Here is a 25,284-nt window from a genome sequence, read left to right as displayed (position 1 = left end):
CCTAGCCCTCCCCTTGCGTTCTGAAGGCCAGACGCAGCATGTAGGCGACAATGACGAGTCCCAGAACCAGCGTAATCAGAAACAGCAGCAACGGTGAAAATTCAAGGTTAACGGTCAGGTTCTTCGGCGAAAAATACGGGGCGAGCTTGAAACTGCGCAGCATGGCCCGAACGCAGACCATGGCCGTAATGGTAATCAGCGTCCAGACCGCGGCCTCCTTTGGCTTGCCCCGGAACCCGGCGGAAAGCGCGGGCAGGGTCAGGCCCACGGCCACCACGAAAAGGCCGGTGGCCAGCGCATTGTCGCCCATGAACTGCAACATCACATCGCGCTCAAGGGAAATGAGCCACCACAGGCCCGTGGCCATTTGCAGCAGGGTGGCCGTGGCAAAAAGCTTCATGCCCACAATGCGGGCCTTTTCTGCGGCATGGCCCTGCAGGCGTTTGTCCCGTCCGGCCAGCAGCGCGGCAACCAGCCCGCCAACAGCAAGGGAGGAAAACAAGAAATGCAGATACCGGGGCGCGGCCTCGGCATGGAACAAACCGAGGACCGTCCCCCGTGCGTTGCCGAAATATTCCAGCCATTGGTCCGGGCGTTCCATGAGTGAGAGCACACTGGTCAGCACCAGCGAAACGCACAGGGCAAGGAGCATTCCCAAACCGAGGAACAAAGGAATCCGGGAGCCGTCCTTTTTCAGGCGGTGCTGGTGGATATACAGTGAATAGTAACCGAGAATGAGCAATCCGACGATGCTCAGCCACCACACCGCGGACATGACCGCACTGGTGTAGAAGAACTGCCCGTACAGGACCTGAAGGAAGAGCAACGGCGCCACCCCGAAATTGACCATCAGGGCAAAAAAAACAGGCAGCTTGCCTGCAAGCGCGCCCGCCAGGGGTTCGGTGCGGTCCGAAAACCACAGGTACAGGGCGAACAATCCGCCGCCCACCACCGCATTGACCATGATAATGTGGATCACGAATGTCACCAGGTTCAGTCCTTCGAACCACCACCAGGCAACAGGAAGAGGATCGGCGTTGGGGATGAGGGCCAGCGTGTCCATGGGGTTCCTCCTTACGGCTGCGTTCTCCCATGTGGATGCAAGAATCCACCACCCCGGTCCGCGCGCCCAGGAAGGTCATGCCGGCTTTGCACGGCAACGCAACGGGGAACAGGGCTGTGGAGCTTTGCTCCACCATATGACATCCCCTGCCCCAATGGTCAAAAATTATTCCGTTTCCTATGCGATAATTTGACAATTTATAATGAATCTAACACGGGATCGCCCATTTTCACCCGCGATGAAAGGCATCGAGCAATTCGTTCCAGCCTGTTTCACGGGCAAACCGCAGGCCCGCGTATCGCCGGGCAAGTGTCTCGGACAAGGGGTTGAAGGGAAACACTGCAGCCATGCCCGTGGCTTGTTGCAGATTGTGCTGGGTCAGATGGAACACGGCGTCACTCACGGCCCGAAACACGGCGTCGGCACGGGCGGACAGGCCCGCAGGCAACTGCTGTCCGGCAAGGCAGCGCGCAAAATCGCCAAGATCAACAAAATGGTCCCCGAACCGAAGGCATTGCCGGGCCGCACGGTACAGGGCACAGAAAGCCGCCGGATCATGCATATGCTGCACGCAGCCCTCCACCATGGCGCGGACAGCCTCAAGAACCCGCTCCATCCGGTCCGTATCAACGGCCGAAAGGCATACGGATTTCGAGGCAGAGGTCCGCTGGCCGTACCGGCGGCAAACAGCCGCGCCCACCTCTTCGGCAGACGAATCCACCAGAGCGGCCATGTCATCAAGCACAAGGTCATAGGGCCAGCCCACCGGCGGGATCACGGTTTCCGAACCCACGTACACACCGCAGAACCGCGCCAGTTCAGCCATGACCTCCGCAGACCCCATGTGACAGGCATCGAAGCCCAAAACGTCCAAACGCCTGTCGCCCAACACGGAACCGAGAGCCTGCGCCAGCTCGGCCGTGGTCAGGGCATCCCCGTCCGTATAGTCGTAGGCAACGGACTTGACGGTCTCGGCCGTGAGTTCGGCCATGCTTTCCGCATCCACGGCCCCGCTGCCGTGGCCCCAGACAATGAGCGAATAGCGCTCGCAGGGCATGACCGACATGCTCCAGTCCATGAAATCCGAAAGCACCGCGGCATTGCCCGTGTTCAGCGCCTGTTCGGAACGCAGGCACGCCACTTCCTCGCCCTGCCGGAAGGCCACGGACAACACCGGAGTGTCGTCCGCCTCCTGTTGCGGCGAATGAAACTGCACGCACAATGGAACCGCGTTGCCCGCCCCCTGCGCCCGCCGGATTTCCCGCAGGTCGTTCAACCGCGCATAGGGGTTGAGGTCATTGTCCGCAGCCAGAAAAATCATGATGCCGAGCCTGTCCATGCATTGCCTCCCATACCCAACCACAGGTGCTTTCCGTTCCCACCTGTCCGGAAATGCGCCCGAACACGCAGGGGTTGCAAAAAGTTCCGGCGTGCGGACACGTACGGCACGGTTCCATGAACGAATCCATGAACGAACCCCGCACCGATTTCGCACCGCTGCCATCCCCCTGCCCGCTGCGCCACAGCTTGTGCGCATTGAATTGGGCATACAGCGGGCCGCCCAGTATTTCCGCCAAGGGCTCCTGCGCCACGGTCGGCGTATGGCACAGGTAGCGTTGCAGCTGATCCGGCCACCCCACCACCGCAAGGCAGGGCACGGCGTGCCCATCGGAAAGCAGGCGCACGCGGCAGCTCATGGCCTGGCAGCCGTACCGCACCACCGGCGCGGAACATTCCGGACGGCTGTTCAGGTACTCGGCAACCAGCGGCTTGATTTCATACACGAACGGCAGCGTACACCCCAACTGCGCTTCCCGGTCGAACAGGGCGTGCGCAAAATCAAACCAGTCCTGCGCGCCGTATGCCAGACGCGCCAAACCGGGGCGCGCGTTATGCGGAACCGCCAGATCCTGAAACAGAACCTTTCCTGCGCCCAATACGCTGAAAAATCTTATGATTTCCCAAGGGGAAAGATTCATGAGCGCCGGACGGTTCAGGGTGAAAGCCACGGTCAGCGGAACATCCGGCAACCGGGCCGCAGCCTGTTCCACGGCACGGCAGGCGGTTCGGAAAAACCCGGCACCGCGTACCCTGTCCTGCCGCTCGCCTTGGATATCCTCAAAACTGAAGGATATGCCCATGAGATGCTTCAGGCCGCACAATGCGTCCCACAGGCCGCGCGCTTCCAGCAACGTGCCGTTGGTGGTCATGGAAACGCTGATGCCTCGGCCATCCAACGCAGAAAGTATTTCGGCAAATTCCGGATGGAACGTGGGCTCGCCGCCGAAAAAGTGAACATGACCGATCCCGGCGTCCGCAAAGCCGTCAATGGCATGCAGCACCTGACCACGATCAAGCTCCGGGCCGAGCATGCGGTCGTAGTACGGGGAAATGCAGTGGGAGCAGGCCAGATTGCACCGGCTGGTGACCTCCCATTCCAACGTCCGCGGAAACGGCGACAACGCATTGTCCATGCAGGGACCTCGACTTCGTTCAATGGGACCCGCACCGCATCAAAGGCGGCACGGGTCCCATCTCTCTATCTGTTGATATGAATGTGAATAATGGTCGTATCCTTGCCCGCCTCGCCATAGACATTTTCCGCGAGCACGTTAAAGAATTCCTTCTTTTCCTCAACGCTCAGGTCCACGCCCGAGGCCGCAAAGATCATGGTCAGGGCCTTGTTCAGATCCCTGAGCAGGTCCGGGTTTTCCTTGAGCGTGTTCATGACGCTCTGCACGTTTGCTGATGCCATGCTGAATCTCCTTTCGCTCACGATTTCACATGAACATGGACAATGACCTTTTCCTTGCCCGCCTCGCCATAGACATTTTCCGACAACACGTTGAAGAACTCCTTCTTTTCCTCAACGCTCAGGTCCACGCCCGAGGCCGCAAAGATCATGGTCAGGGCCTTGTTCAGGTCCCTGAGCAGGTCCGGATTTTCCTTGAGCGTGTTCATGACGCTCTGCACGTTTGCTGATGCCATGCTGTTCTCCTTGTTTTCCGGGATTGATAAACACGGCGGGATTCCGCCCCCCAGCCAACAAAAAAATAGAAGCTTCTATTGCCATTTCCGCTAGCATGAAATTTAAATTCGTGTAAGCAAAACCCGCTTTTTTCACGGGACATCTTGTTATAAATTAATCAAAACACTGTAATTAATCACCTTATAGCAGCACACCAGGCACCGCTTTCCAAGACGCAGGCACAAACCCAAACAAATATAACGACGTACGTCATAAATAGATTGACCAATATTAAATAAAATGTTTCATACTGAAAGACATCTACCAACCCCAACCACAGGAGAACGACCATGGAAAAGAGGAACTCCATCAACGTCAGTTTTGAAGGAATGGCCCCGGAAACAGCGGACAAGCTGTGCAAGGGCATGGCCGAGGCATCCGGCGCAACGCTGCGTGAAGTGTTCGGACGACTGGATGAAATCAAGAAGATGAAGCTGGAAGATCTGGACAAGCTCGGCCGCGTGCTCGAAAAGGCATCCAACGACGGCAACGGGGGATGCGGCATTGGCTGCTGGTAGCCCGGACCAGGCTATCGAGGCTCCCCGCCCGCTGGGAAGGCTGACCCTGTGCGTCAGCCAGCAGTGCAATCTTGCCTGTGCATACTGCTACGGCGCGACCGACGGCTACATGGGCACGCGGCAACGCATGCCGGCGCACACCGCCCTGAAGGCCGTACGGACCTGCGCAGCCGCACGCCACATCCGGCACGTCCAGTTTTTCGGCGGGGAGCCGCTACTCAACCGGCAATGCATATATGTGACCGTACATGAACTGGAATCCATGCACAGACAGGGAATCCTGCCCTCCATGCCCTCGCTGAGCATGGCCACCAACCTGACCTTGATGGATGAAGACATGGCCCGGTTCATGGCGGAAAAGAACATGCGGGCGGCCACGAGCCTTGACGGGCCGCAAGTCATCCATGACCGGCTGCGAACCGACCGGGCGGGCAACGGCAGCCACGCCCGCGTCATGCACGGGCTCGACCTGCTCCGCAAGCACGGGGTTCCGTTCACGCTGGAATGCACGTACACCACCCGCCATTTTCGCAACGGCCACGACATTCCGGACATGTGCGACTACCTGCACGCGCAGCGTCCGCACCGCTTCGACATCGTGCTTGCAGCCGTGCCGGGCAATGCTTCGCTGGACCCGTCGCAAGGACCGCTTTGGCACGACATCCTGCGTTCACATACGGAATCGCTGGAGCATGTGCTGGACGTGTGGGCGCAGGGAGAAACGATGCGGCACGGGCTGGCCATGGATGTGCTGCGCTCGGAACGCCCCGAGCCCGAAACGTTCTGCACCGCAGGCAGCAGCAACGTGGCCGTTGCAGCGGACGGCGGCTGCTACCCCTGCCACATGATGATCGGCATGGAGCGCTTCCGCAGTGAATCGCCCCTGCAAACACTGGGCGCAGGCCAGCCGTGCCGCAAACCCGATTTTGCTGCTTGCGCCGGTTGCCACGCCCGGGACCTGTGCGTCATCTGCGTAGGAAAAATGCTCATGTACGCACCGGAAGCACCCCGCCCGCATTCGCACCTGTGTGAATTCACGCAGCACTCGCTGGCCGCCCTTGTGCGCGCGTTTGACGCCCGCATGCCCGCGCTGTGCGACAATAAGAAAGCACCCCCCGCCCCCGTGCAATGAACAAAAAAAAGGCCGCAGGTCAGTCCCTGCGGCCCGATATCTCTTGAACGGTGTGCTCAGCTCTTGAACTTGCGCTCCCATTCGAAATCCTTGCTGGTGACCACATCCTCCATGCGACGGATGCGGCGGTCCAGATTGTCGAACTTGCGCTTGATCCGCGACAGCGCGTTGCTGCGCGAATCCGCATACGAGTCGTAAAATTCACGTTCGTCGTCGTTGGTGACCGGCACCACCGGTTCAGGCTTCATGAGTATGGCCGCCACCAGATACAAAATACCCACGGGCCAAATGCCCGTAACAATGAACGCCACCACGACCACGGCCCGCACCATGAACACGGACATGTCGAAATAGTCGGCCAGCCCGCGACATACGCCGAGCAGCACGCCGTTGCGTGATCGATACAGGGGCGCTCGCTCCATGGTCTGGCGCCGCTGATGCCAATCCTGGCCCGGTCCGAATCCGCCAAAGCCCCTGCTGCGTCCGCGGCCGTTGCCGCTGCGGTTATGTCTGTTCATGCGCCTCATTGCTTGTTCTCCCTTTCCAGCAGGATGGTCTCCAAGGACTCGACACGGCTTTCCATCCGATTCATTGCATTATACATTTCCTGAATCATTCTGGTTTCTTCCTCGGAACTACTCTGCCGGGGCGATGAGCGAAAAGCCTTGACCACGCCCACGAGCACCGCGCCCACAAGCACGACTCCGGCAAGAATGAACAGGAATATGGCTCCTACAAAATGGCCCATGTGGTATCCTCCTTAGATGCACGGGAACGGGCCATAGCATAACGCAGTCGAACCGTGCCCACAAATCGTTTCGCTACTTCTTTCCGGCCGCTTTCTTGCGCATAGCCTCAAGCTCGGCCTCGATGGCGTCGCCGTTCTCCAGCTGGGCGAACTGGTCTTCCAGACCGTGGGAACCCGCAGGTCCGGCCAACTCGGCTTCGGCCTCCAGCCGTTCCACCCGCTGCTCAAACCGGTCGAAACGCATCATGGCTTCAGACGACTGCGCCCGGCGCACATCATTGCGCACCCGCTTGCGCTGGTCCGCACGCACATGCCGCTTGACCAGACTGCGTTGCCGTTCCCGGGCAGATTCCAGCTTGGCTTCCAGCTGGGCCATGTCTTCCCGCGCCTGCTCGATGAGCACGTCAAAACGTGCCTGCTCGCTTTCCAGCGAACCAGCGGCATGTTCGGCTGCGTGCTTTTCCACCAGCGCCTCGCGGGCCAGATCTTCGCGGCCCTTTTCCATGGCCAGCCGCGCGCGCGATTCCCAAAGCTCCATGCGGGAATCAGCTTCTTCCCGATCCCTGTCGATACGCTTGCGGTCAGCCATCAGCCCGGCACACCCGGCCTTGAGCTCCACCAATGTCTCTTCCATTTCCTGAATCATGAGCCGGATCATCTTTTCCGGGTCTTCGGCCTTGTCCAGCATGGAATTGATGTTGGAACTGACGATATCCTTGAATCTCGAAAATATGCCCATGGATGCCTCCTGATCGTTTTCACACCATAAAGCACAGGACGTGCCAGCACATATGTTTTTTGCAACAATCTGTAATCAATGGCTTTCCCGACTTGACACGGCAACACCATGTTGGTAAATAAAAATATAATTTGGTTGATTAAACCAAACTTTAGTAAAAATGAATACCGACATCCATTCCCAACCCACGGAAGCCATCGGGCAGTCAGAGAGTTTTCTGCAATTTCAGGAAGCGCTTTCTCTGGCTGCCCGGGCCGACCGGCCCACCCTGATCATCGGAGAACGCGGCACGGGCAAGGAGCTTGCCGCCGCCCGCCTCCACTATCTTTCCGGCCGCTGGCAGGGACCGTTCATCCCGGTCAACTGCGCGGCGCTGGCGCCCACGCTTCTCGACTCCGAACTGTTCGGCCATGAAGCCGGGTCCTTTACCGGCGCCACTGTGCGGCGCAAGGGGCGCTTTGAAACCGCCAACAGCGGCACGCTGTTTCTGGACGAGATTGCCGCGCTCTCGCGGGAGGCGCAGGAAAAGATATTGCGCGCCGTGGAATACGGCATATTCGAACGGGTGGGCGGCGCGGCTCCGGTAAGCGTGAACGTGCGCGTGATCGGCGCCACCAACGCAGATCTTCCCGCACTGGCGGAAACCGGCCGTTTCAAGCGCGACCTGCTGGACAGGCTGAGTTTCGAGGTATTGACCCTGCCGCCCTTGCGGGAGCGACATGGCGACATTGAATTGCTGGCGCAACGTTTTGCCGCGCGCATGGCCGTGGAAATGGGCTTTGGCGAACCACCCGCGTTTTCAGAAAAGGCTTGGGCGGCACTGCTTTCACATCCGTGGCCCGGCAATGTGCGCGAACTCAAGAATACGGTGGAACGCGCCGTATACCGCAGCAACGGCGAAGCCGTGGACGACATCGTGCTGGACCCGTTCAAGTCCCCGTACCGTCCGGCTCGCCCCCGGCAACAGGCTCCGGCCCAAAAACAGGCACCCGCACCGCAGGGCTGCGAAGATCACACCCCCGACCTTTCCGTCCCGGTCAAGGACGCTGTCCGCAGACTGGAAGAACAATACGTGCGTTCCGCACTGGATGCGGCGCGGCACAACCAGCGACAGGCCGCACGGATCATGGGCCTGACCTACAACCAGTTCCGGGGACTGTACCGCAAGTATTCCAAGGGGCTAAACGACGGAGAGGCGCATTGACGCGCCCCCGGTATTGTGCATCCCCCGCCCCTGTGGTATCGCCAATCCATGCGTTGCCCACAATGCGAAAAACAAATCGGCCGACACGCCATCCAGTGTCCGCACTGCGGCATTCTGATCCCGCGCGGACGCGGTTCCAAGCTTGCCGGACGGCTGACCATGGAACCCAGGCTATGTATGGCCGTAGGGCTGCTGCTGGCCTTTATCGGGCTGGTGCTGCTCATGAGCGACGCCATGTATTTTGCCATGCTGCCCATCGTTCTGGGCGGGGTGCTCATCATTCTGGGCAAAAGCATGAAACCCTGAACGGACACACCGTCCAGGGTCTTGATTCCCATCCTGACGGATTGAGACCTGCCCAATCCGACTCTTCATCCCACGTCACTTGCGCCAATCAGGCGCGCACGAAATGCAGCAGCGTTTTCATGCCGCACCGCTCGTATCCCTCGGGCAAATCCGTGAGCAGGCGCCATCCGCGACCACCAAGATAGTCCACGGCTTCGCGCACCGGATAAAAGCATTCGCCCTCCAGATGGCAGGTGGAAAAAATCTCTGCGAACTCCTGCGGCGTCTTGCGAAAATGCTTGGGCGTCCTGCACAGGGGCTTGAGCGAAATGATCAGCTCTTTTGAGGCCCAATCTTCCATTATGTCCATGAAATAATGCATCTTCCCGCTGCCGATGGTCGTATTGCCGATGATGTCGAACATCATGGCCACATCGAACTTCTCCGCAGGCGGGGAGGTAAAATCGCAGACCATGAACTCCACATTGTCCACGCTGTCCAGCTCGGCCATGATCTGCGCACAGCGCACCAGACGGGAGTCGATATCCACGCCGGCGGCCCGGCGCGCACCAAGTCGCACGGCCCGGCGCACGAACGTGCCCACGTTGCAACCCAGATCCACCACGGTCTTGCCCCGCAGGTCGATATGTGCCGGTGGACTTTGCGGCAGGCTTTCATCACGATGGCCGGCTCCGCCGGCCAACAGGTTGCCTTCGGAATCGCGCACGGGCCGCCAGATTTCCGATTCACCGATTTCCCGAACCAAAGAGCGCAATTCCTCGTTCAAAGCCTCTTTTTCCACAATACGGCATCCTTTGCACCCACTTTCCCGGGCACTCGGCAACAGGACAAAAAAACAAAAAAAACACAACCGGCGCGACGCAACGCCACCAACTCTCCCTCGGCAGCACAGGTCTTACACCAGCACCCTCCACTGGGCAACTCCCGTCTTGAATCGGGACAGCTTACCCCTCGTTTGCTCCCTCGTCCTCAGGGACCTCCCCCTGAACCGGAACCTCTTTCTCGCCGGCCTTGATTTTCCTGCGCTCTTCTTCGGCGCGAACCCATTTGCCTATCTTCATGTCCTGTTCCAGAATATGGTTGATCAGCCAATCCTTGAGAAACTGCCGCAACTGCTCCACGGGAACGTCCCGATGCTTGTACAGATCCCTTTGAAAAAGCTTGACCGCACGCGCCAGTTCCTGATGACGCATCTGATGCTCTCCCCGCGCGGGGTAGCGCACCTCGTTCATGTAGGCTTCCTCGTCATGAAAATGCAGCACCGTGTATTCCCGGAGCCGGGCCACGATTTTCTCCACAACGTCCTTGCCGCGCTTTTGGGCGATGGCCTTCAGAAACTCATTGACCAGCGCCAGAAGATCCATGTGCTGCCGGTCAATGGCATAAATTCCGATTGCAAGCGTATCTTCCCACTGTATGGACGGCATAGCCTTCTCCCTGCATATACTCCACAGGATACCCCAATCCGGGGCATCGCTTCAAGCCTTGCAACGAAAACAGGGTCCGAGGAAACTCCCCGGACCCTGCATGATCATCTTCAGCGAACCTAGTCGCGCATGGAAAGGATCAGGTCGCGAAGCTCGTTGGCCTCTTTTTCCAAATCCTTGACCGCCTGACTGGAACGAACCATGTTTTCCATGGTCAGCGTGGAGATCTCGTCGATCTCCGAGGTTCCGCGGCTGATTTCCTCGGATGCTGCGGACTGCTCCTCGGCCGCCGTGGCTATTGCCGCCACTTCGGAAGAGGTGCTTTCCACCACGCTCAGGATGTCCTTGAGCACCTCGCCCGACTCCCAGGTCAACTGGGTGCTCTCGGAAACAGCCTCGGTTGCGGACTCCGTGTCCTGCACTGCCTGCACAGTGCCGTCCTGAATCTTGCCGATGACTCCGCCCACTTCCTTGGTGGCGTCCACGGTCTTCTCCGCCAGCTTGCGGACCTCGTCCGCAACCACGGCGAATCCGCGCCCGGCCTCACCGGCCCGCGCCGCCTCGATGGCCGCGTTCAGGGCCAGCAGGTTGGTCTGGTCCGCAATGTCGTTGATGACCTGCAGCACCTTGCCGATTTCTCCGGCCTGCGAACCGAGATCGCGCATGACTTCGCTGAGGTTCTCGGCCTTTGTCTTGACGCCATTGATGGACGTGACGGCACGTTCCACCACGTCGGCGCCGGCCTTGGCCTTTTCACTGGCGAGATTGGCGTTTTCCGCAGCAGTGCTTGCGTTGCGTGCAACCTCAAGCACCGTGGCGTTCATCTCCTCCATGGCCGTGGCGTTCTCTCCGGTGCGCGCCTTCTGGGTCTCGGCGCCGCGCCTCGAATCCTCGAGCTGCTCGGAAAGGTCGTTTGCCGAATCGGTCAGCCGACGCGATATTTCAGTGGCATTCTGGGCGGCCTCGGCTATGCGCTCCCCGTGGGAACGGATGCGCTCTTCGGCAGCACGGATTTCCGTCATGTTGTAATAGATGGCGAACACGCCGATCATCTCGCCGTCCAGATCGTAGATGGGCGTGGCGCTGATATCGAGGATCATCTCCCGGCCGTCTTCGGTTTTGAGCACTCTTTCCTCGCGCTGGATACTCTTTGTTTCCAGCGCCGCCTGCGAAAGGTCCCTTTCCCCGGAATCCCCGTACATGAAGGTGTCCAGACAGACGCCCATGTAATCCGACGGATCGCCGGGCTTGCCCAGAAGGTCGAGGTAGTCCTTGTTCAGATAGGTCATGCAGCCGTCGGTATCGATGACCGCGCACGGCAGGATGATGCCGTCCAGCACACCCTGCACGAACCCGAATTTTTCCTTGAGGTCGCCGCTCATCTTGCCCAGATGCTCGGCCAGTTCGCCCAGTTCATAGCGGAACGTACCGTCAAGTTTGGCATGAAAATCGCCGGATGCAACGCTGTTGGCATATTCGATGATGGCGCGCACCGGACGGGTGATGGTGCGGCGGAAGCCGAGAATAATCACCAACACGGCCAGCAACAGCCCCACCACGCCGGAAAGAATGATGACCATCTGCTGCCGGTCGGCAACGGATGTCAGGTCATCCACGTACACGGTTATGCTGATCAGCCAGCCGGTAAGCGGCTCGGAGCGGAAGGATTGGACCTTGTCGCGCCCTTTGTAATTGTAGAAGAAATAATTTTCCTTACCCTGCTCCTTGACCTTGAGCAGCGTGTCGATGACGCTGGAGCGCTTGCCCACCACCTTGGGGTTGGGGTGGCTCACGATGGTTCCCGAGCCGGTCATCATGTAGGCGTACCCGTCCGAACCGATACTCAGAGTCTTGATGAAACGCTCGGTAAACAGCTTGAGGTCGATTTCAAGCGCCACGCCGCCGGAATCGAAAACCCGCTCAGCCATGAAAAACAGGTTGCGGCCCGAGGGGTTCACCATGGGCTTATCCGAAATAAAGGACTTGGCATTGCTTCCGAACAGGGATTTGAAATACGGGGTCTCGGCAACGCTCTCCGCCTCTGCGGGTTCTCCGTCCGCACCGATTTTGGCCAGAACTGAGCCGTCCTTCTTGAAAATCACTGCAGAGGCGATTCCCGGGTCGGCCGCCACAAGCTTTTGCAGGATGCTTTTCGTGCGACCGGCGTTGTTATATGAAAGCGCGGTGACCACGGAAGGATTCTGCGCCAGAGTCTTGACCACGGTTTGATAGCGGGCCAGATACTCTTCCAACGAAAAAAGCGCGCTCTGGTTGAGCTGGCGCATATCCTTGAGCTGGGTATCCTTGACCATCTCATAACTGGTCGTATTGATATACATCACCAAGGCCGATACAAGTACAATCAACAGTAGGGATATTGTTGCACAGAATTCCGTGGCAACGCTTTTTACCATGAACCGTTTGAACATCAGGACCTTCCTCGCAGTATTACTACCAAGAGATTGAAACAGAAATTCCACCACTCAATAAATTAAAAATATTGATTCAACGTTACCACGGTGAGATGACAAAGTATATTACAAAACAACAGAAAACATGAAGGAATACTCATACATTCCGAGCCTGCGCAGTGCCGGCCAAATCCTTAACATTGCTGGAGACGACAATGAACCGTCTGGAAACGGAAACCTGGGAAGTGATGCAGAGCTGCAAACGCCTGCTGGGAACAACGCGGCTCCAAAAGATTTTTTCCCGAGGCAGAACCCAGATCAACCGCTACTGCATGGACCCGCGATTCGAGGATGCCCAGCGCAACCCGCTGGACAGGCTCATCGCCATGTTCAAACTGGTGGTGCAAGCCGGGGGCGAAGAAACAGTGCGGGCGGCCCTGAACATGCTGGCAAGCCCCCTGGGCTGCCGGGTACAGGAGCTGGACGCGCCCGTTCCGGACAAGGAAACCGTGGAAGAGGAATGTCTGGACGACTACCCGGAACTGGTGGAACTGAACAGGCTTATCGCCATGCGCAGCCATCCGGACACGGTCCGGCGACAGGCGGAAATCACCATGCGGGAAATAGGCGAAACATGTACCCTGTATGAACAGGTCTGGAAAGAACGCTCCTGAATGAAAGCGCGCAAAAGCGTCAGTTGAGGGGCTGCGCCGCGGCAAGCCGGGAGGCTGTGAACGTCATGGTGCCCAGCTCGCCGAATGTGGTGGCCTGACGAACCGTCATGCTGGCGGCCTTGTCCGCATCAATCCGGAAAGATTCCCCCTTGTTCAGGGGCGTGCCGTTCACCATGGCAACGAGCTTGCTGTCCGGGCCGTTGCTCCAGGCTTCCTGCAGCACGTACTCCCCTTCGGGAAGCGAATAGGTTCCGCCCTTGCTCCACGGTATGAGCAGAGACTGACCGTGCCTGTCCGCTAGGCGCAGGGCATGGACCTGACGCGGGGCCACCTCCACGTAAAAATGCGCGGGGCGCACGCCCGGGGTCTCCCGTACCACCTTGAAGCGCTGTGCTCCCGGAATCTTGGCATCAAGCGCATAGTGTCCGAGGAAATTTTCCGGGTCGAGAATGATCTCCCAACCGAGGTCCTGTCCGGTATTGTTCCACGGGATGGCCACAAAACCCTTGAAATTGACCACCTCGCGTTTCTTGCCGCCGTACACGCCCTCCAGAATGAGCTGGTCGCCCAGCACCGCATGCAACACCCCGCCCCCGCGCACGAACACGGGATTGCCGTTCAGCCAGCACACGAAGACCGGCTCGTCGTCGCTAGGGCTTGAAGGCATGGTCCCGGTCCAGGCCACACGGGTCCGGGCCAGTCGGCTGCCGTCCACGCGCAGTTCCAGATTGGAAAACCGCTCCAGAGCCATGCGCCGGGCACCGATGAGATTCACCCCGGGACGATCCGAGGCGAACAGGGCCAGCGAAGGCTCGAAATTCTCGACTCCGGTCTGTTCGGGTTCCACATCCAGCGTGGCGCCGGGGGCAAGCCTGATGACCCCGCCATTGTCCACGGGACGGCCGTTGACCGTGACCCGCACCCCGGTGGCGGCGTACCGTTTGATGTCGTTGCCGGTAAAAACCGGGGGAACCGCCTCCACCCCGAACTGCGCCAAAAGCAGGCAGGTGGCCTGCAACTGCTGGCCAACCTTCCAGTCCAACTGCACGATATCCTTGCTGACCTCCACGGCCAGTGCCGGGATGTTGTGTTCGGCCAGCGCGTAGCAGGTCAACGACTTGCGCATCTCCGGATAGCTGGTGGCCTTGTCGAACGTCCGGGTATTGAACAGCTGGAACTGGTAATCGTGGGGAATGCCGTTGTTCAGCCGCGCCAGCACGTCCTTGACCGTGGTTTCGAGGTTGATGCTGTGCTTGGCGCCCTTCCAGAGCAGGGTGTCCACAATGATGGACTGTCCATAACGCTTGGGATTGCGCAGGTTGTTCACATAGGTGGGGTAGTAAAACCCGCTGCCTTCGTGCAGGTGGATGAAGGCATCGCACCGCGGCAGCAGAAAACGGATGACCCGCGCCACGCGGTCTTCGTAAAAACGGTTGTAATTCCGGTCAAACCGCCGGTTCATGTCCACGTTGATCTGGCGGCGGCACAAATTGATGGAAGGAACGTTGGCCCGGGGGAGGACGATGAGATTTCCCTTGCGGATGGTGGAGCGGGAAAGCAGCTGCGCCGTAATGAAGCCGGAGCGCTCGTCTCCCTGAATGCCGCCCTGGACCATGACCGTGGGACCAGGCAGGTCGCCCTTGATGAACACGACCTTGAGCGGGTACTGGGTACCCTTGAAAAACACATATTCCCACGTGCCGGCCTGGGCCGCGGATGCGGCCAGGATGAGCAGGGCCAGGCTAAGCCAGAATATTGTACAGCGGATATGTTTCCGAAAAAATGACCGTTCCATCATTGTCTCTGATCTCCAGCCGGATGCCGAAAACATCTTCTTTTTTCACCCCGTTGGGCATGATGAACGAGGTGCGGATACGCTTGAAGCGCTGAATCTGGAACGTCAGGTCGTTCTTGTTTGTCTTGATGGTCACTTCTTCGCCGTTCTTTTTGACAAAGGCGAAATCAACCACACCGGCCATGGACTTGGTGGTCTGCATGTTGTTCAGTTCAAAACTGACCGAGGCCTTGGAACCGGATATGCGGGCCTGAAGGTTTTCCACTCCCACCTGACGGGTATCCACCCGGGAAAAAATCTTGCGCAAATCCAGACTGGGCTGATTGACCGGGGTTTCCTCGGATGCCGAGGACAGAAGAGCCTGCAATTCCTTGGGATCGTAGGACTGGAGAATCTTTTCCATGTTGCCTAGCCGTTCCAGACGGACTTCAGCATCCACAAGGCGCTGCTCCAGATTCTTTTTCTGGGCCAGCAATTCAGCGTTCTGCCACCAGCCGCGAAGCCCCATGTACATGCCGCCCCCGGCACACAACAACATGAATATCTGCGAAAAGAAAAACAAGCGCAGCCAGAAGGGGCTGAGCCTGTATCGCTTGACATCCGTGTCGTCGCGCATGAAGAGAACGCTATATTTCGAATTGCTCATCAGAGCCTTCTCCACTCTTCTCGTTCGATTTTCCAGCCATCGCCCACCGGTGCGAGCACCAGCGTCTTGTGTCCCCTGTCCGCATAGCCGCTCGCATCCTCGTACTCCTGCACAAAATCAACCCGAAGCCCCTTGGAATCAGGAAAAATCTTCACATCGTCAACAGTTACCTTAACAGGAGCCTTTTCCTCCCACAACGCATTTTTATATTCGCGTATGGCTTCGGCACCCCGGTAATCCCCCTGAACGGCATCCGTGCCATAGAAGGACAGGTAGGATTCCATGTCCGCATCCTGCCACGCGGCAGCCCATTTGCGGATCACGGGCCTGATGCGCTTGTCCATGACCTTGAAATATTGCGGGGCAAGATCCTGCTGCGGACGGGTGTACTCCCTGCCCACCACGACCCAGCCGCCCTTGGCCGTGCGCATCCAGTAAAGGCGCTTTCCCACGGTCTGGGCCAGGCTGGGCGAACGGTAGAACTGATCGAAACAGGTCACCCAGTAATCGGGACCGGCAATGGCGCGGACATTGTCCACCATCACGTGCAGCCACGGCGTGCTGCGGAAAATGCTTTCCTTGTGGCTCTTGTAGGCCGCAAAGTCCCCGCTGCCCGACAGGGTGAAGGCCACGGGATCGAAATGGACGAAAAATTTTCCGGAACGGCTTTCCCAGTCCCGTGCCCAGTTGCGCACTTCCTGAACCAGCTCCGCGGCCAGCTTGCCCTCGGTACCCGAATCGGGCTTCCATGAAACGTCTTCGGCCACCACGACGGGCATACCCGGATACAGGTCGCTTCCCAGCGACTCCAGGTCCGAAGCCTTGAGCGCGATGCAGCCCCGTGTGTCGCGAGGGGTGAGCGCCTTGCCCCGGCCATGCAGCCAGATGCCGGAACCCGTCTTGCCCTTGATCCGATCGACGGGATTAGGATAATTCAATGAATACGCAATATTGCCGTACAAATCCCAACCAAGGGGACGCTGGATGCGCCTCCCGAGGAAATACGTTCCCTCGGGCGTGCGCAGGTCGCCGCGCACCATTTTGTCGCCCTGGGCCTGTCCCGTGGTGCAGGGCAACTCCATGACCGCCTTGATGGGACTTTCGTGTTGCAGCACAAAAAGGCGCTGGTCATCCTTGTCGATGGCCAGCAAGCGCTCCGGCACCCATTGGTGGGAAGTGAGCGTAGGCCTCCAGCCGTCGTCCGCAAAGGCCGGACAACAGCACAAAGCCATGATTAGAACCAACAATACCCGCATAGACTATCCCGTGCCCGATGCGGCGGATGGCGAGGCTATCGGGAAGCAGCCTCGAGCAATTCGCCGCGCGTGAATATGGAATCCAGTTGCAGGCCGGCCTTGGCGAGATTCTCCCGGCCGCCCTCTTCGCGGTCCAGCACGCTGATGACCGCGGCTATCTCCAGCCCGGCATCACGCACCCGTTCCGCGGCCGTCACCAGCGTCCCCCCGGTGGTAACGACGTCCTCAAGCAGGGCGACCTTCATGCCCGGCTTGAAATTCTGCAGGCCCTCCAGATACTGGTTGGTGCCATGCCCCTTGGACTTCTTGCGAATGATGAAGCCGGGCAGCGGCCGTTTTTCCACGTGGGACAAAACGGTCACCGACGAAACCAGCGGATCCGCGCCCAGGGTCATGCCGCCCACGCCCTGGATATCGTACTTGCCCAGCAGGTCGAGAAAACACATTCCTACCAGCCAGCTGCCCTCGGGATGCAGGGCGGTCTGCTTGCAGTCGAAATAGTAGTCGCTCTTGCGGCCGGAGGTCAGTGTCACCTCACCTTCCCTGTAGGAAAGGTCCATGAGCAGCCGGGCCAGACGTTTTTTCATGTCGTTCATCATGCACCTGCAACGAAAACGCGCTCGAAAATCGCGTCTTCATACTGTTTGTAATAATTCGGGTCAAAAGCATCGTCAAGGTCCTTAGACGAAAGATGCGTATTGATTTCAGCATCCTTGCGTATTTGCCCCTCGAAATGAACCTTGCTTTCCCAGCAGTGCATGGCCACTCTCTGAACCATTTCATAGGCGGTCTGACGACGCAGGCCGGAATCGATGAGCTTGCCCAGCACCCGCTGCGAATAGAAAAGTCCGAATGATGCGGCCATGTTGCGGTCAATGTTGTCCTTCTTGACCACCAGACGGCTGAGCACGCCCGCCATGCGTTGCAGAATGTAATCCATGAGCATGGTGCTGTCCGGCATGATGACTCGCTCAACCGAGGAATGACTGATGTCCCGTTCATGCCACAGGGCCTGGTTTTCCATGGAAGCGACCGCGTTGGAACGCACCAGACGGGAAAGTCCGCACAGGTTTTCCGCGGAGATGGGATTCTTTTTGTGCGGCATGGCCGACGAGCCTTTCTGGCCCTTGGAAAAACCTTCTTCCACCTCAAGCACCTCGGTGCGCTGCAGATGGCGAAGCTCAACACCCAGCCGCTCGATACCACCGGCCATCAGGGCCAGCGTGGTAAAGAACTGCGCGTAGCGGTCCCGCTGCACGATCTGCGTGGAGTGCACGTCCGGCTTGAGCCCCAACCGGGTGCAGGCGTTTTCCTCCAGTTCGGGACTGAGGTGCGCATAGGTGCCCACGGCCCCGGAAATCTTGCCCACGCGCACGGCCTCGCGAGCTGCCTCGAAGCGTTCGCGATGACGCAGGAATTCGGCATAGAATCCCGCAAACTTGAGCCCGTAGGTGGTGGGTTCGGCATGAATGCCGTGGGTGCGGCCCATGCACAAAAGGCCCTTGTGCTCATGCGCCAGGTCGTACAGGGCGTCCAGCAGCTTGTCCAAAGCCTGGGCAACAAGGTTGCCCGCGCGGGTCAGCAGCACGCCGTTGGCCGTGTCCACGATGTCCGAAGAGGTGCAGCCGAGGTGAATGTAGCGGGAGCGCGGTCCGACCTTTTCCTCCACGGCGGTAAGAAAGGCTATGACATCGTGCTTGGTGGTCTTTTCGATTTCCAGAATCCTGTCCACATCGAAATCCGCTTTTTCACGAATCTCGGCCATGGCCTCTTCGGAAATCCTGCCCATCTCGCACCAGGCTTCACATACGGCCATTTCCACTTCAAGCCATACACGAAACTTGTTTTCCAAGGTCCACAACGCCGCCATTTCCGGCCTGGAATAGCGTTCGATCATCTGCCTGCTCCCGTATTGTCTGTTCCAACCAAAAAAAAGGCAGCACGCGCTGCCTTCTTCCACTTCCTAGGATGCGGAGTCCGCGGCCGTGGCCGAGGAAGTATCCGTGTCTGAGGAAGCCGTTTGTGCGGATGCGTCGGCACTGCCCGCATCGGATGCGTTGCTTTCCGCGCCGCCTGCTTCATCCGAGGAACCGTTGGACGGATTCTTACCGGCATAGTCGGTGACGTACCATCCGGTTCCCTTGAGTACGAACGAAGTATTGGAAATCAGCCGCTTTGACCCGGCCTCGCATTTCGGACAGGGCAGCTCGCGCTCTTCAAAGCCGGACTGCCACTCCTCGAAAACGTGACCGCATTTCTCACACTTGTATTCGTAAATGGGCACTGTTCACTCCTTTCCGGACGCGACTCAGCCCCCGAAAGCCGCAGCTCCCGGAAGGCAGGCGCCCGCTCGGAGGTCGCTACTTTGCAGCGGCGGCCTTTGCTTCCTTGATGCGGTTCTTGATGCGCTTTGCGCGACGCTGACGACGACGATCCAATTCCTTTTTACGCTCGTGCTTCTTGTGAGCCATGATTATCTCCTTGGTATGAAGGCCCGGTCTCGGGCCAGTATTATCGTGAGCCGGTTTGCTTACCTCATTGTCCAGCGCTTTGTCCAGCCCCGGACCGCCCCCTGCCGGGACTTGACGCAACCCGGTTTCATGACCATATTCCCCCTTCAACGCAATTTTCCAGGAGGAGCCACAACAATGATCAAAAGCGTCAGCCTGAAAGCCGCAGTCAGGGATACCGTCCGAATCTTCCAGTTCGAACAATGGATACGCTTCTATTACATTAAAGGTGAAGAAGAAAACATGTCCGTGGAAATTCCCGACGACGTGCTGCAGCGCGTGGAAAAGGAATATCCCACCCTGAAATCCCTGGCCGAAACCATGGTCGGTGATATCGACTACAAGAAATCCCATGAAATCGTCTGTGCGCACGTGGCCTCCCATATGGACGGCGCAAAATACGACCCCACGATCATGCCCAAGGTTTTCGATTCCCCGCAGTTCAAGATTGAAATGTACGTGTTCAACATGTGGATGAAGATGCACGAACCCTACCTTGACGAAGAAGTCATGTTCTTCTCCGACTGGGAAGAGATGTGGGAGGAATGGAACAAGCTGGACGAGGTCAAACAGTACCGCGAAAAGCTGGTCAGCAGCGGACAGACCCCGTCCGCAGTGCAGTAGCTTCAGCACCATACGCCGTATCGAAAGAACGTCTCCGTCTTTGGGCGGGGACGTTCTTTTTTATGCGGTCGGGAAAAAGGCTAGCGGTCCGGGTACGGCTTGGCTTTGTCCTGCCTGCTGGAATTGTCCGGGGACAACCCCTGACCGCGAACATCGAGAATCTTGCCGCCCTTGCCGCGGATGATGAGCATGGGCCGGTCCTTGCCGTTGTCCGCATCGGCAGCGGGCAGGCGCTCCTCCCCGGCATCCGGCAGGTGCGGCGGTTTTCCTTCCAGCGCAGCGGCGCACAGCGCGGAAAGGACCAACAGGCCCGTCGCGCAAAGGCATGTGAAAAGCAATCGTTTCATGGTTCTTCCTTTCTGTACTGCCGCAACAAAGCAATGTGCGTGCCGGAAAAGAACATATCGATTTCAAAAGACTTTTTCAACGACCATCTTGGGGGTGGCCGCAAAAGCGTACCAGCCATGCACACGGCGCGCAGGTATGGTGCACAGCGCGCGGGACAACGACGAAAACACCCCGTCGGAAACCGCCGCAAAACAGTTGCGAAAAAACTGTTTTCATTTTCCCGGAAAAACTATATCACCGGCTTCCGATTTTTAATCGGACACGCCCTCCCTCCCCGGCGCAGGGCGCACCACCATTACACCAAGGGGGGCCGCATGACTGGAAACGATCCGATCATCCGGTTGGAAAACCTCGGCATGAGGTTCGACAATGCCACAGTGCTCGAGAACATACATCTCGACATCCGTAACGGTGAATTCATAACGCTTCTCGGCCCGAGCGGCTGCGGCAAGACAACCCTGCTGCGTCTCATCGCCGGGTTCGAAACGCCCACGTCCGGAACCGTCAGCATCGACGGCAGGGCCGTGAACGAAGTGCCGCCCAACAAGCGCCGCGTGAACACGGTCTTCCAAAGCTACGCGCTGTTTCCGCACATGTCGGTATACGACAACCTCGCCTTTGGACCGCGCATGGCGGGAATGTCGTCCTCCGAAACGGACAGCCGCGTTCGTGAGGCACTGGACATGGTGGACCTTTCCGCCATGGCCGAGCGCATGCCGTCGCGCCTTTCCGGCGGCCAGCAGCAGCGCGTGGCCATTGCCCGTGCCGTGATCAACCGGCCCAAGGCCCTGCTGCTGGACGAACCGCTCTCCGCACTGGACGCCAAGCTCAGAAAACGCATGCAGGTCCAGCTCAAGCACATGTGCCGCCAGCTGGGCATGACCTTTGTCTTTGTCACCCACGATCAGCAGGAGGCGTTTGCCATGTCCGACCGCGTGGTCGTGCTGGACAACGGACGCATCGAGCAGGTGGGCACGCCCGAGGAAATATACGAGGAACCCGTCAACCTGAAGGTGGCCCGGTTCGTGGGCGAAACCTGCATACTGGACGGCCTCGCCGGGCAATGGGACGACGGCACGCTGTACGCCGAGGTGGAAGGCCGCCCCTGCCTGCTGCGCACAAAACGAAAATTCGATTCCGGGCAGGCCATCCGCGTGGTGCTGCGGCCCGAGGACATGGTCGTGTTCCCCGAACACGAGGCCGCCCCCGAAAGCCAGCCCAACCTGCCCGGCACGGTGAACGAAACCATATACAAGGGCAGCACGTGGGACATGGCCGTGGCCCTGGACTGCGGCAAGGAAATTCTGGTCACGGAATTCTTCAATGAAGACGAAGACCGCATCTGCCACAAGCCGGGCGACCGGGTCGTGGTCAGCTGGTTCGCCGGCTGGGAGGTGGTGTTGCCCCATGAACACGCATGACCGTTTCCGTTTCCTGTCCATAGGCGGAGGCATGGTCTGGCTGGCGGTCTTCGGCCTGCTGCCGGGCCTGCTCATGCTGGGAACCAGCTTTCTGGCGCGCCACGAGGCCGAGCTGATCGAGGTTCGCTTCTCGCTGGAAGGTTACCGGACAATTATCGATCCCATTTTTTTGAAAATACTGGGCAACTCCCTGTATCTCGCCGTGGGCACGACCCTGATCTGCCTGCTGGCGGCATATCCCTTTGCCTACGCGCTGGCGCGCATGGGCAACCGCTGCAAGCGGGTGCTGCTCATGCTGGTCATGATCCCGTTCTGGACCAACTCGCTCGTGCGCACCTACGCGCTGGTGTTCATGCTCAAGACCAAGGGCGTGATTTCGGCCCTGCTTGTCTGGCTGGGCGTCACTCCCCGCCCGGTTTCCTTCATGTACACCGAGGCCGCGGTGTTCATAGGCCTCACCTACACGCTGCTGCCGTTCATGATCCTGCCCCTGTACACGGCCATTGAAAAAATGGACGGCAAACTCGTCGAGGCCGCGCGCGATCTCGGCGCGGGTTCGTGGCGCACCTTTTTCCACGTCACCCTGCCTCTGACCATGCCGGGAATCGTGGCCGGGTGCATGATGGTCTTTCTCCCGGCTCTGGGCATGTTCTTTGTTCCGGACATGCTCGGCGGCGGCAAGCACCTGCTGGTGGGCAACTTCATCAAGAACCAGTTTCTGGTGGCCCGGGACTGGCCCGCCGGAGCAGCGGCCGGGGTGGTGCTGACCCTGCTCATGCTCGCGCTCATGTACATGCAGGGCATAAGCCGGGGCAGGGCAGGCAAAAAACGGGGGGCCCGGCCATGATCCGCGCACGCGACGTCCTTCGGCTCCTGCCGGTATACATATTTCTCTACGCGCCCATGGCCGCGCTGGTGGCCTTCAGCTTCAACGATTCGAAGTTCTCCACCGCGTGGAAAGGATTCACCTGGAAATGGTACGCACGGCTCGCCTCCAACACCCAGCTCATGGACGCGGCCCTGAACTCCCTGACCATCGCGGTTCTGGCCGCGAGCATCGCCACGATCCTCGGGGTGCTGCTGGCCGTGGTCCTGTTCCGCTACCGTTTCCGGGGGCGAAAATTCATGCAATCCTGGCTGTTCGTGATCATGATGAGCCCGGACATCGTGCTGGGCATTTCCCTGCTGCTCCTTTTCGTGCTCGCGGGAATCCGGCCGGGCTTCCTGCCTCTGCTGGCGGGGCACGTCACGTTCTGCATCCCCTTTGTGGTGGCCACGGTCCATTCAAGGCTCAAGGGATTCGACCCGCACGTGATCGAGGCGGCCGAAGACCTCGGAGCCAGCGAGTACCAGACCTTCCGCAACGTGATTCTGCCCATGACCATGCCCGCGGTGGTGGCGGGCTGGCTGCTCTCGTTCACCTTGTCCATGGACGACGTGATCATCAGCTTTTTCCTGACCGGGCCGGACTATGAAATCCTGCCCTTGCAGATATATTCCATGGTAAAGATGGGCGTGAAGCCGGATGTCAACGCGCTGAGCGCCATCATGATCGGCGTCACGGTCTGTCTTGTTTTTGCATCCCAACTCCTTATGAGGAAACCGAAATGAAAAAAATCGTCATTTTGGCAATCGCCCTGCTGCTGTCGCTGGCAACGGCGGGGCTGGTCCGGGCCGAGTCCCGCACCGTGTACGTGTACAACTGGACGGAATACATCCCCGAAGGCGTCATCGAACGCTTTACCGAGGAAACCGGCATCAAGGTGGTCTACACCACCTATGAGAGCAACGAGGCCATGTACGCCAAACTCAAGGTGCTGGACTCCACGGGCTTTGACGTGATCTTCCCGTCCAGCTATTTTGTGAGCAAGATGGGCAAGGAAGGCATGCTCATGCCCATTGACAAATCAAAGTTGAATAATTTCAAAAACCTGGACGACCGTCAATTAAACCACAGCTTTGACCCGGCCAACCGGTATTCCGTGCCCTACACATGGGGCGGCACCGGAATCCTGGTCAACCCGGAACAGGTCGGCCCCGCGCCCGAAAAATGGGCCGATCTCTGGGATTCGCGGTTCAAGGGGACCTTGCTGCTGCAGGACGACCTGCGCGAGGTCTTCGGCATGGCCCTCAAAAAACTGGGCTATTCCCTCAACGACACCGACCCGGAGCACATCCGCGAGGCGTATGAGGACCTCGTGAAGCTCATGCCTTCGGTGCGCACCTTCAATTCGGACAGTCCCAAGGTGCCGTTCCTGAACGAAGAGGTGTATGCGGGCATGATCTGGAACGGCGAAGCCCACGTGGCCATGGAAGAGATGGACTCCCTGCGTTTTGTGTGGCCCGCCGAAGGAGCCATTCTGTGGATGGACTGCCTGTGCATCCCTGCCGGAGCCAAAAACGTTGACGAAGCGCACGCCTTCATCGACTTTCTGCTGCGCCCGGACGTGGCCGCCACCATGGTCCGCGAATGGGGCTACGCCACCCCCAACAAGGCGGCCATGGCCCTGCTGGACGAGGCCACCCGCAACGACCCGGCCATATTCCCGCCGCTCTCGGTCATGGAGAAATCCGAATTCCAGAATGACATCGGCGAGGCCGTCACCGTGTACGAACAGTACTGGAACAAGCTCAAGGCGAACCAGTAAAAACCAAAGCCCTCCGGCATGAAGCCGGAGGGCTTTTTCAGTGCGGACAGCGCTCAAATTCCTGCACGATGACGCGCCTAGCGCCTGCCCACCCAGAAAAACACGGCGATACCGACGATCAGCAGCCATGGCCACACGCCGCCCGGCAAATCAAAAGGCAGATCCGGGATGGAAAATCCCGATTCGCCCCGGCCTACCGACATGCCCCGTACAGCCTGACGCACCCGGCTCATGAGCGGGCTGTCCGGTCCGAAGGCGACCACGTGCAGCTCGCCCTGAGCCGTGAAAAAAAGATAGCGGTTCACCTCGGCAGGTCCCATCTGCGTGCGCAGGGAATACAGGCTGCGGGCCTCATCGTAGCGTGAAGAGGTATGCCGCTTGGCACCGGGAGGCGCATGCTCCAGCAGAAAGCGCTCATGTTCCCTGCGTACGTCGTCGCAACGGGCCTGCATGGCCGCCCGTGACCTTGCCGTGCGGCGCGAGGCGAAAACCATGACCACCATGGACTTTTCCACCTGAGGCTGCCCATACACGGCAACGCACTCCTGACCGTCCAGGGTTCCGGCGAGCGCGCCCACGTCCCCCACCAGAACCGGGGGCATCTCCTGCCATTTTCCGGGCAGCGTCAGCGTGTACGAAGGCCGATCATGGGAAAACGACGTGTCGGCCCGGGCAGGAAAGGCACACAGAACCGCGCCAACGACGAGCGGAAGCATCAATGAAAGCAGCGCCCGCGAAGCACCCGAAAAACTGTTGGTCCGTTTTGCAAACATGGTTCACAATACC

General features: G+C 59.0%; 29 protein-coding genes. 10 read left to right on the top strand and 19 right to left on the bottom strand.

Annotation, left to right across the window (positions count from 1 at the left end; all coding sequences use genetic code 11):
- Position 1: 1 nt before the first annotated feature.
- From F8A88_RS01265 to F8A88_RS01245, 5 genes are all read right to left on the bottom strand, one after another.
- On the bottom strand, positions 2-1,063 hold the full coding sequence (locus tag F8A88_RS01265; protein WP_151149123.1) for a hypothetical protein: 1,062 nt from the start codon (positions 1,061-1,063) through the stop codon (positions 2-4).
- Positions 1,064-1,292: 229 nt separating this feature from the next.
- The gene (locus F8A88_RS01260; protein WP_161598295.1) at positions 1,293-2,402 is read right to left on the bottom strand and encodes a clostripain-related cysteine peptidase; all 1,110 of its coding nucleotides are present in this window, start codon (positions 2,400-2,402) and stop codon (positions 1,293-1,295) included.
- Positions 2,359-3,537 carry a radical SAM protein gene (locus tag F8A88_RS01255; RefSeq protein WP_151149121.1) on the bottom strand — a complete coding sequence of 393 codons (1,179 nt, stop codon included), beginning with the start codon at positions 3,535-3,537 and terminating at the stop codon, positions 2,359-2,361. Before F8A88_RS01255 ends, F8A88_RS01260 begins: the two co-directional genes overlap by 44 nt.
- Before the next feature lie 65 nt (positions 3,538-3,602).
- Positions 3,603-3,818 (bottom strand): hypothetical protein, encoded by a 216-nt coding sequence (locus F8A88_RS01250; protein WP_151149120.1) that lies wholly within the window; start codon positions 3,816-3,818, stop codon positions 3,603-3,605.
- A 17-nt stretch (positions 3,819-3,835) separates the two neighbouring features.
- Positions 3,836-4,051, bottom strand: a complete 216-nt coding sequence (locus F8A88_RS01245; RefSeq protein ID WP_151149119.1) for a hypothetical protein — start codon at positions 4,049-4,051, stop codon at positions 3,836-3,838.
- Positions 4,052-4,381: 330 nt separating this feature from the next.
- Here F8A88_RS01245 and F8A88_RS01240 point away from each other — a divergent pair, with 330 nt between their 5' ends.
- Both F8A88_RS01240 and F8A88_RS01235 read left to right on the top strand, forming a co-directional pair.
- Positions 4,382-4,609 carry a hypothetical protein gene (locus F8A88_RS01240; protein ID WP_151149118.1) on the top strand — a complete coding sequence of 76 codons (228 nt, stop codon included), beginning with the start codon at positions 4,382-4,384 and terminating at the stop codon, positions 4,607-4,609.
- Positions 4,596-5,741, top strand: a complete 1,146-nt coding sequence (locus F8A88_RS01235; RefSeq protein ID WP_161598294.1) for a radical SAM protein — start codon at positions 4,596-4,598, stop codon at positions 5,739-5,741. The genes F8A88_RS01240 and F8A88_RS01235 overlap by 14 nt, the downstream gene beginning before the upstream one ends.
- A 56-nt stretch (positions 5,742-5,797) precedes the next feature.
- Here the strand turns inward: F8A88_RS01235 and pspC are convergent, their stop codons facing one another.
- The 3 genes from pspC to pspA all read right to left on the bottom strand — a co-directional run bounded on the left by pspC (position 5,798) and on the right by pspA (position 7,228).
- Positions 5,798-6,259: an envelope stress response membrane protein PspC gene (gene pspC / locus F8A88_RS01230; RefSeq protein ID WP_241667303.1), complete on the bottom strand. Its 462-nt coding sequence runs from the start codon at positions 6,257-6,259 to the stop codon at positions 5,798-5,800.
- A 5-nt stretch (positions 6,260-6,264) separates the two neighbouring features.
- Entirely contained in the window at positions 6,265-6,489 is a 225-nt protein-coding gene (locus F8A88_RS01225) for a phage-shock protein (RefSeq protein ID WP_151149115.1), read from the bottom strand.
- 73 nt (positions 6,490-6,562) lie between these two features.
- Positions 6,563-7,228, bottom strand: a complete 666-nt coding sequence (gene pspA / locus F8A88_RS01220) for a phage shock protein PspA (protein WP_151149114.1) — start codon at positions 7,226-7,228, stop codon at positions 6,563-6,565.
- A gap of 160 nt (positions 7,229-7,388) precedes the next feature.
- Here pspA and pspF point away from each other — a divergent pair, with 160 nt between their 5' ends.
- A complete protein-coding gene (gene pspF, locus F8A88_RS01215) occupies positions 7,389-8,432 on the top strand; it encodes a phage shock protein operon transcriptional activator (RefSeq protein WP_151149113.1) in 1,044 nt (347 codons plus the stop codon).
- A 48-nt stretch (positions 8,433-8,480) separates the two neighbouring features.
- The gene (locus F8A88_RS01210) at positions 8,481-8,738 is read left to right on the top strand and encodes a hypothetical protein (RefSeq protein WP_151149112.1); all 258 of its coding nucleotides are present in this window, start codon (positions 8,481-8,483) and stop codon (positions 8,736-8,738) included.
- Positions 8,739-8,826: 88 nt separating this feature from the next.
- Here F8A88_RS01210 and F8A88_RS01205 read toward each other — a convergent pair whose 3' ends face one another.
- The 3 genes from F8A88_RS01205 to F8A88_RS01195 form a co-directional block, all read right to left on the bottom strand.
- A complete protein-coding gene (locus tag F8A88_RS01205; RefSeq protein ID WP_161598293.1) occupies positions 8,827-9,519 on the bottom strand; it encodes a methyltransferase domain-containing protein in 693 nt (230 codons plus the stop codon).
- Positions 9,520-9,682: 163 nt separating this feature from the next.
- Positions 9,683-10,165 (bottom strand): bacteriohemerythrin, encoded by a 483-nt coding sequence (locus F8A88_RS01200; RefSeq protein ID WP_151149110.1) that lies wholly within the window; start codon positions 10,163-10,165, stop codon positions 9,683-9,685.
- 119 nt (positions 10,166-10,284) lie between these two features.
- A complete protein-coding gene (locus F8A88_RS01195) occupies positions 10,285-12,504 on the bottom strand; it encodes a methyl-accepting chemotaxis protein (RefSeq protein WP_161598292.1) in 2,220 nt (739 codons plus the stop codon).
- 287 nt (positions 12,505-12,791) lie between these two features.
- Between F8A88_RS01195 and F8A88_RS01190 the strand changes: the two genes are divergently transcribed.
- Positions 12,792-13,250 (top strand): hypothetical protein, encoded by a 459-nt coding sequence (locus F8A88_RS01190; RefSeq protein WP_151149108.1) that lies wholly within the window; start codon positions 12,792-12,794, stop codon positions 13,248-13,250.
- A 19-nt stretch (positions 13,251-13,269) separates the two neighbouring features.
- Here the strand turns inward: F8A88_RS01190 and F8A88_RS01185 are convergent, their stop codons facing one another.
- The 6 genes from F8A88_RS01185 to F8A88_RS01160 all read right to left on the bottom strand — a co-directional run bounded on the left by F8A88_RS01185 (position 13,270) and on the right by F8A88_RS01160 (position 19,231).
- Positions 13,270-15,048: a M14/M99 family metallopeptidase gene (locus tag F8A88_RS01185; RefSeq protein WP_241667302.1), complete on the bottom strand. Its 1,779-nt coding sequence runs from the start codon at positions 15,046-15,048 to the stop codon at positions 13,270-13,272.
- Positions 14,993-15,691, bottom strand: a complete 699-nt coding sequence (locus tag F8A88_RS01180) for a hypothetical protein (protein WP_151149107.1) — start codon at positions 15,689-15,691, stop codon at positions 14,993-14,995. Before F8A88_RS01180 ends, F8A88_RS01185 begins: the two co-directional genes overlap by 56 nt.
- The gene (locus F8A88_RS01175; protein ID WP_241667301.1) at positions 15,691-16,923 is read right to left on the bottom strand and encodes a L,D-transpeptidase family protein; all 1,233 of its coding nucleotides are present in this window, start codon (positions 16,921-16,923) and stop codon (positions 15,691-15,693) included. Before F8A88_RS01175 ends, F8A88_RS01180 begins: the two co-directional genes overlap by 1 nt.
- 59 nt (positions 16,924-16,982) lie before the next feature.
- Positions 16,983-17,543, bottom strand: coding sequence for an orotate phosphoribosyltransferase (gene pyrE / locus F8A88_RS01170; protein ID WP_151150213.1), 561 nt, complete (start codon positions 17,541-17,543; stop codon positions 16,983-16,985).
- Complete coding sequence (gene purB / locus F8A88_RS01165) at positions 17,543-18,844, bottom strand: adenylosuccinate lyase (RefSeq protein ID WP_151149105.1); 1,302 nt, start codon at positions 18,842-18,844, stop codon at positions 17,543-17,545. Before purB ends, pyrE begins: the two co-directional genes overlap by 1 nt.
- A 66-nt stretch (positions 18,845-18,910) precedes the next feature.
- Entirely contained in the window at positions 18,911-19,231 is a 321-nt protein-coding gene (locus F8A88_RS01160; RefSeq protein ID WP_151149104.1) for an FmdB family zinc ribbon protein, read from the bottom strand.
- A 364-nt stretch (positions 19,232-19,595) separates the two neighbouring features.
- Here F8A88_RS01160 and F8A88_RS01155 point away from each other — a divergent pair, with 364 nt between their 5' ends.
- Entirely contained in the window at positions 19,596-20,081 is a 486-nt protein-coding gene (locus F8A88_RS01155; RefSeq protein WP_151149103.1) for a hypothetical protein, read from the top strand.
- Positions 20,082-20,161: 80 nt separating this feature from the next.
- Here the strand turns inward: F8A88_RS01155 and F8A88_RS01150 are convergent, their stop codons facing one another.
- Positions 20,162-20,428: a hypothetical protein gene (locus F8A88_RS01150; protein WP_151149102.1), complete on the bottom strand. Its 267-nt coding sequence runs from the start codon at positions 20,426-20,428 to the stop codon at positions 20,162-20,164.
- 315 nt (positions 20,429-20,743) lie between these two features.
- On the opposite strand from F8A88_RS01150, the gene potA reads away from it, so the two are divergent.
- Genes potA through F8A88_RS01130 form a run of 4 tightly spaced genes read left to right on the top strand, consistent with a single transcriptional unit; the run spans position 20,744 to position 24,498 of the window.
- Positions 20,744-21,850, top strand: a complete 1,107-nt coding sequence (potA, locus tag F8A88_RS01145; RefSeq protein ID WP_151149101.1) for a spermidine/putrescine ABC transporter ATP-binding protein PotA — start codon at positions 20,744-20,746, stop codon at positions 21,848-21,850.
- Positions 21,837-22,697: an ABC transporter permease gene (locus tag F8A88_RS01140; protein WP_151149100.1), complete on the top strand. Its 861-nt coding sequence runs from the start codon at positions 21,837-21,839 to the stop codon at positions 22,695-22,697. The genes potA and F8A88_RS01140 overlap by 14 nt, the downstream gene beginning before the upstream one ends.
- Positions 22,694-23,461 carry a spermidine/putrescine ABC transporter permease PotC gene (gene potC / locus F8A88_RS01135; protein WP_151149099.1) on the top strand — a complete coding sequence of 256 codons (768 nt, stop codon included), beginning with the start codon at positions 22,694-22,696 and terminating at the stop codon, positions 23,459-23,461. Before F8A88_RS01140 ends, potC begins: the two co-directional genes overlap by 4 nt.
- Positions 23,458-24,498, top strand: a complete 1,041-nt coding sequence (locus F8A88_RS01130; protein ID WP_151149098.1) for an extracellular solute-binding protein — start codon at positions 23,458-23,460, stop codon at positions 24,496-24,498. The genes potC and F8A88_RS01130 overlap by 4 nt, the downstream gene beginning before the upstream one ends.
- 77 nt (positions 24,499-24,575) lie before the next feature.
- Here F8A88_RS01130 and F8A88_RS01125 read toward each other — a convergent pair whose 3' ends face one another.
- Complete coding sequence (locus F8A88_RS01125) at positions 24,576-25,271, bottom strand: hypothetical protein (protein WP_151149097.1); 696 nt, start codon at positions 25,269-25,271, stop codon at positions 24,576-24,578.
- Positions 25,272-25,284: the final 13 nt, after the last annotated feature.

Source organism: Pseudodesulfovibrio senegalensis (assembly GCF_008830225.1).
GTDB lineage: Bacteria > Desulfobacterota > Desulfovibrionia > Desulfovibrionales > Desulfovibrionaceae > Pseudodesulfovibrio > Pseudodesulfovibrio senegalensis.
The sequence above is the reverse complement of the archived record's forward strand: the minus strand, read 5'-3'. Positions and strand labels throughout refer to the sequence as shown.

Excerpts from the sequence above, each read along its gene's own strand:
- F8A88_RS01265 (WP_151149123.1), bottom strand. The coding sequence starts at position 1,063 with ATGGACACGCTGGCCCTCATCCCCAACGCCGATCCTCTTCCTGTTGCC.
- F8A88_RS01260 (WP_161598295.1), bottom strand. The coding sequence starts at position 2,402 with ATGGACAGGCTCGGCATCATGATTTTTCTGGCTGCGGACAATGACCTC.
- F8A88_RS01255 (WP_151149121.1), bottom strand. The coding sequence starts at position 3,537 with ATGGACAATGCGTTGTCGCCGTTTCCGCGGACGTTGGAATGGGAGGTC.
- F8A88_RS01250 (WP_151149120.1), bottom strand. The coding sequence starts at position 3,818 with ATGGCATCAGCAAACGTGCAGAGCGTCATGAACACGCTCAAGGAAAAC.
- F8A88_RS01245 (WP_151149119.1), bottom strand. The coding sequence starts at position 4,051 with ATGGCATCAGCAAACGTGCAGAGCGTCATGAACACGCTCAAGGAAAAT.
- F8A88_RS01240 (WP_151149118.1), top strand. The coding sequence starts at position 4,382 with ATGGAAAAGAGGAACTCCATCAACGTCAGTTTTGAAGGAATGGCCCCG.
- pspC (WP_241667303.1), bottom strand. The coding sequence starts at position 6,259 with ATGAACAGACATAACCGCAGCGGCAACGGCCGCGGACGCAGCAGGGGC.
- F8A88_RS01225 (WP_151149115.1), bottom strand. The coding sequence starts at position 6,489 with ATGGGCCATTTTGTAGGAGCCATATTCCTGTTCATTCTTGCCGGAGTC.
- pspA (WP_151149114.1), bottom strand. The coding sequence starts at position 7,228 with ATGGGCATATTTTCGAGATTCAAGGATATCGTCAGTTCCAACATCAAT.
- pspF (WP_151149113.1), top strand. The coding sequence starts at position 7,389 with ATGAATACCGACATCCATTCCCAACCCACGGAAGCCATCGGGCAGTCA.
- F8A88_RS01210 (WP_151149112.1), top strand. The coding sequence starts at position 8,481 with ATGCGTTGCCCACAATGCGAAAAACAAATCGGCCGACACGCCATCCAG.
- F8A88_RS01200 (WP_151149110.1), bottom strand. The coding sequence starts at position 10,165 with ATGCCGTCCATACAGTGGGAAGATACGCTTGCAATCGGAATTTATGCC.
- F8A88_RS01195 (WP_161598292.1), bottom strand. The coding sequence starts at position 12,504 with ATGTATATCAATACGACCAGTTATGAGATGGTCAAGGATACCCAGCTC.
- F8A88_RS01190 (WP_151149108.1), top strand. The coding sequence starts at position 12,792 with ATGAACCGTCTGGAAACGGAAACCTGGGAAGTGATGCAGAGCTGCAAA.
- F8A88_RS01185 (WP_241667302.1), bottom strand. The coding sequence starts at position 15,048 with ATGATGGAACGGTCATTTTTTCGGAAACATATCCGCTGTACAATATTC.
- F8A88_RS01180 (WP_151149107.1), bottom strand. The coding sequence starts at position 15,691 with ATGAGCAATTCGAAATATAGCGTTCTCTTCATGCGCGACGACACGGAT.
- F8A88_RS01175 (WP_241667301.1), bottom strand. The coding sequence starts at position 16,923 with ATGGCTTTGTGCTGTTGTCCGGCCTTTGCGGACGACGGCTGGAGGCCT.
- pyrE (WP_151150213.1), bottom strand. The coding sequence starts at position 17,543 with ATGAACGACATGAAAAAACGTCTGGCCCGGCTGCTCATGGACCTTTCC.
- purB (WP_151149105.1), bottom strand. The coding sequence starts at position 18,844 with ATGATCGAACGCTATTCCAGGCCGGAAATGGCGGCGTTGTGGACCTTG.
- F8A88_RS01155 (WP_151149103.1), top strand. The coding sequence starts at position 19,596 with ATGATCAAAAGCGTCAGCCTGAAAGCCGCAGTCAGGGATACCGTCCGA.
- F8A88_RS01150 (WP_151149102.1), bottom strand. The coding sequence starts at position 20,428 with ATGAAACGATTGCTTTTCACATGCCTTTGCGCGACGGGCCTGTTGGTC.
- potA (WP_151149101.1), top strand. The coding sequence starts at position 20,744 with ATGACTGGAAACGATCCGATCATCCGGTTGGAAAACCTCGGCATGAGG.
- F8A88_RS01140 (WP_151149100.1), top strand. The coding sequence starts at position 21,837 with ATGAACACGCATGACCGTTTCCGTTTCCTGTCCATAGGCGGAGGCATG.
- potC (WP_151149099.1), top strand. The coding sequence starts at position 22,694 with ATGATCCGCGCACGCGACGTCCTTCGGCTCCTGCCGGTATACATATTT.
- F8A88_RS01130 (WP_151149098.1), top strand. The coding sequence starts at position 23,458 with ATGAAAAAAATCGTCATTTTGGCAATCGCCCTGCTGCTGTCGCTGGCA.
- F8A88_RS01125 (WP_151149097.1), bottom strand. The coding sequence starts at position 25,271 with ATGTTTGCAAAACGGACCAACAGTTTTTCGGGTGCTTCGCGGGCGCTG.